Here is a 4944-nt window from a genome sequence, read left to right on the forward strand (position 1 = left end):
GGAAGCCGAGGTCCGACACCCCTCCCCCGAGGACGGCGATCCGGCCCCGCACCGGTGCCGCGCCGGACGCGGCGAGCGGCGTCCACTCCGTGCGCAGCAGCCACTCGGGCCGCAGCCGCACGGTGTCGAACTGCTCGGTCGCGGCGGCCCGCATGCGCAGGGCGCCGACGGTGAGGACGGGGCGCCCGTCCGTGTCGGTGAGGTCGACGCCGACCCGGTCCTCCGCCTCGTCGCGGATGTGGACGCGCAGGGCGGTGGCGGCCTGTGTGTGCCGGGTGACGCCGCGCCAGGCGAACGGCAGGAGCGGCCCGTTCGCGGAGGACGCGTTGGGGCGGAAGCCGAGCGCGTGCATCGCGGCGTCGAGGAGCGCGGGGTGGACGGCGAACCCGCCGGCGGCCGTGTCGGGCAGCCGTACCTCGGCGAACACCTCGGCGCCGCGCCGCCAGGCTGCGGTGAGGCCCTGGAAGGCGGGCCCGTAGGTGAAGCCGTGGTCGACGAGGTCCGCGTAATAGGTGGACAGGTCGACGGCCTCCGCGTCGGCCGGGGGCCAGACCAGGGGTGCCGTCCCCGGCAGTGGGGGCGCCTCGGTGAGGAGGGTGCCTTCGGCGTGCGCGGTCCACGGGTCGCCGTCCTCGGTGCGGGAGTGCACGGTGACCGTCCGGGCGCCGGACTCCTCGGGGCCCACGGCGACCTGGAGGCGGACCGGGATGCCGTCGGGGACGGGGAGGGGGGCGGCGAGGGTGAGTTCGTCGAGGTGGTGGCAGCCGGTGTGGGCGCCGGCCCACAGGGCGAGTTCGACGAAGCCGGTGCCGGGGAACAGCGGGGTCTGAAGGACGGCGTGGTCGGTGAGCCAGGGGTGGCTGGTCGTCGAGAGTTCGCCGGTGAACAGGGTGTGGCCGTCGGCGGTGGTGACCTTGGCGCCGAGGAGGGGGTGCCCGGCGGCTTCCAGGCCGAGGGAGGCGAGGTCGCCGGTGTGGGCGGGGCGCGGCTCGGGCCAGTAGCGGGCGTGCTGGAAGGGGTAGGACGGCAGGGGGACCGTACGGGCCCCTGTGAACAGGGCACCACGGTCGAGGGCCTGGCCCGCGAGGTGGATGCGGGTGACGGCCTCGGCGAGCGCCTCGCTCTGCGGGGTGTCCCGGCGCTGCGCGGGCACGCACACGGCGTCCTCCAGGCAGCTCTGCGCCATGCCGGTGAGGACACCGTCGGGGCCGACCTCCAGCAGAGCGGTGACGCCCTCCCCGGCGAGGTGGGCGACGCCGTCGGCGAACCGGACGGTCTCACGGACGTGCCGGACCCAGTACTCCGGGGAGCACGCCTGCTCGGCGGTGAGCGGCACGCCGGTCAGGTCGGAGACGACGGGGATGCGCGGCGGGCGCAGGTCGAGACCGGCGACGACGGCCGCGAACTCCTCCAGCATCGGTTCCATCAGGGGTGAGTGGAAGGCGTGGCTGACCGTCAGGGCGCGGGTGCGGGCGCCGGTGAACGTCTCGCGCAGGGCGGCGAGTTCGGCCGCCGGACCGGACAGGACGACCGAGCCGGGCGCGTTGACGGCGGCGACGGAGACGTCCGTGCGGCCGTCGAGGACGGCGTGGGCGCACTTCTCGTCGACGGACACGGCGAGCATGCCGCCGCCCTCCGGGAGGGCCTGCATGAGGCGGCCCCGGGCGGCGATCAGCGTGCACGCGTCGGGCAGGGTCAGCACCCCGGCGACGTGCGCGGCGGCGATCTCGCCGACGGAGTGGCCCAGCAGGAACGCCGAGCGCACACCCCAGGACTCCAGGAGCCGGTACAGGGCGGTTTCGAAGGCGAACAGGGCGGGTTGGGCGAACTCGGTGCGGTGGACGGAGTCGTCCTCGGTCCACATCACCTCGGTCAGCGGGCGCGGCAGCAGCGGGTCCAGGTGGAGGCTGATCGCGTCGATGGTCTCGGCGAATACCGGGTGCGCTGCGTACAGTTCGCGGCCCATGCCGGGGTGCTGGGCGCCCTGGCCGGTGAAGAGCAGGGCCAGTGCGCCTTCGCGGGCGGTGTCGCGCAGCAGCCCGGCGGGCAGGTCGCCGTGCGCGAGTGCGGTGAGCGCGGCCTCGATGTCGGCGCGGTCGTGGACGACCGTCCCCGCGCGGTGGTCGAGGGCGGCGCGGGTGGTGGCGAGGGAGTGGGCCAGGTCGGCGGCGGTGAGCGCGGGGTCGGCGGTGAGCCGGTCGAGGAGGCGGGCGGCTTGGGCGCGCAGGGCGGTCTCGTCGTGGGCGGAGACGAACAGGGGCCAGGGTCGGGGGGTCTGCTGCGCCGGTTCCGGGAGCTGGGTGTCGGGGGCCTGTTCCAGCAGGATGTGGGCGTTCGTGCCGCTGATGCCGAACGACGACACCCCGGCGCGGCGCGGCCGTCCCGTCTCGGGCCAGGCCCGTCGCTCGGTGAGGAGTTCGACGCCGCCGTCCGTCCAGTCGATCGCGGTCGACGGTTCGTCGGCGTGCAGGGTGCGCGGGAGTTCGGCGTGGTGCAGGGCGAGGACGGTCTTGATGACGCCGCCGACCCCGGCCGCCGACATGGTGTGCCCGATGTTGGACTTCAACGAGCCGAGGTACAGCGGGTGTTGACGGTCCTGTCCGTAGGCGGCCTGGAGTGCGTGTGCCTCGATGGGGTCGCCGAGCCGCGTCCCGGTGCCGTGTGCCTCGACGGCGTCCACGTCGGCCGGGGTGAGGCCCGCGTCGGCCAGCGCGTCCTGGATGACGCGCTGCTGGGCCGTCCCGCTGGGTGCGGTGAGCCCGTTGGAGGCGCCGTCCTGGTTGATCGCGGAGCCCTTGACGACGGCCAGCACCAGGTGCCCGTTCCTGTGGGCCTCGGAGAGCCGCTCGACGAGCAGCACGCCCACCCCTTCCGACCAGCCGATGCCGTCGGCGGAGGCGCCGAACGCCTTGCAGCGGCCGTCGGGGGCGAGGCCGCCCTGGCGTTCGAAGTCGGCGAAGAGCGCGGCGTCCGGCATCACGCACACCCCGCCCGCCAACGCGAGGTCGCACTCGCCCCGGCGCAGCGCCTGGACGGCGTCGTGCAGGGCGACCAGGGAGGAGGAGCAGGCGGTGTCGACGGTGACGGCCGGTCCCTCCAGGCCGAGGACGTAGGCGACGCGGCCGGTGACGACGCTGGTGGCGCTGCCGGTGACGGTGTATCCGGCGAGGGCTTCCGAGCCGGGCGGGAAGAGCAGGGAGTAGCCGAGTCCGGCGGCGCCGGCGTAGACGCCGGTGCGGGTGCCGCGCAGGGCCGTCGGGTCGATCCCGGCGTGTTCGACGGCCTCCCAGGACGTCTCCAGGAGCAGCCGCTGCTGCGGGTCCATGGTGAGCGCTTCGCGCGGGGTGATCCCGAAGAACGCGGCGTCGAACCCGGCGGCGTCGTCGAGGAACCCGCCACGCGCCGCGTCCTGGATCCGCCAGCCCCGGTCGCGGGGCAGTCCGGTGATGGCGTCGCGGCCCTCGGTGACCAGGTTCCACAGGTCGTCGGGGTTCGCCACGCCGCCGGGGAAGCGGCAGGCCATGCCGACGATCGCGATGGGCTCGTCGGCGGTGGCGCGGCGCCTGGCGGGGGCCGGTGCGGCGGGCCGGGCGTCGCTCTCGTCGGGGAACAGCTCGCTGTACAGGGCGCTGACGAGTTGCCGGGGCGAGGGGTGGTCGAAGACGATCGAGACGGGCAGCCGCAGGCCTGCCGCTGCGGCGAGGCGGTTGCGGAAGTCGACGGCGGTCAGGGAGTCGAAGCCGAGTTCCTTGAACGGCCGGGACGACGACACGGTGTCGGCGTCGTCGTGGCCGAGTGCGGTCGCTGCGGTGTCGCGGACCAGCCTCAGCAGGATTCCGGTGCGTTCGGTCTCGGTGAGCGGCAGCAGGCGTCCGCGCAGGGTCCCGGCGTCGGTGTCGTCCGCTCCGGTGGCGGCGACCTTGCGGCGCCGGGCGGGTTCCGCCCGGTCGAGGCGTTCGGCGGACACCGGGGTGTCGAGGAGTCCGGCCGGGTCGGCGGGGCGCAGGAGGAGGGCGTCGGTGGTGGCGACGGGGGCGCCGGTGGTGTCGGCGAGGAGGACGGCGACGGTGCTGGCGCCGGTGCGGGTGAGGCGGACCCGAAGGCGGGTGGCGCCGGTGGCGTGGATCTGGGTGCCGCTCCAGGAGAACGGGACGGCGGGGTCGCCGTCGAGGGCCTGGAGGGCGTGCAGGGCGGCTTCGGAGAGCGCCGGGTGGAGGTTGAAGCGGGCGGCCTCGGTGTTCTGGCCTGCGGGGAGGGCTACTTCGGCGTACGCCTCGGTGGCGGTGCGCCACAGGGCGGTGAGCAGGCGGCGTTCGGGGCCGTAGGAGAAGCCTGCGGCGGCGAGGCCGTCGTAGAGGCCGGGGACGTCGACGGGTTCGGCGGCGGGCGGGGGCCAGGCGGTGAGGTCGTCGGTGGGGGCGGCGGTCTCGGGGACGAGGGTGCCGGAGGCGTGCAGCAGCCAGGGGCCGTCCGTGTCGGGGGCGGCGGCCGTGGAGTGGACGGTGAAGGTGCGCCGGTCGTCCTCGTCGGCGCCGACTCTGATCTGGAGGGCGACGGTGCCGTCCGCCGGGAGGGTGAGCGGGGCGTGGAGGGTGAGTTCCTCGACGCGGCCCTGTCCGAAGGGGTCGCCTGCGGCGACGGCGAGTTCGACGAACGCGGTGCCGGGCAGGACGGGCCGCTCACCGAGGGCGTAGCCGTCGAGCCAGGGGTGGTCGGCGGCGGAGATCCGGCCGGTGAGGACGGCGCCGTCGGCGTCCGCGAACCGGACGAGCGCGCCCAGCAGGGGGTGGGTGAGCGCGCTGACCCCGGCGGTGGTGACGTCGGCGGTGCGGCGGCGGCCCTCGGGCCAGTGGCGGCGGCGCTGGAAGGGGTAGGTGGGCAGGTTCGGCAGGTCGCCGGGGCGGGCGGGGACATCGGCGAAGACGCGGGCCCAGCCGGGGTCGG

General features: G+C 75.5%; 1 protein-coding gene. It reads right to left on the reverse strand.

Annotated features, from left to right (window positions below; genetic code table 11):
• A partial coding sequence (locus tag ACVNF4_RS32450) for a beta-ketoacyl synthase N-terminal-like domain-containing protein (protein ID WP_461806461.1) occupies positions 1-4944 on the reverse strand: 4944 nt, incomplete at both ends.

The sequence above is a fragment of the Streptomyces sp. S6 genome, from assembly GCF_054880855.1.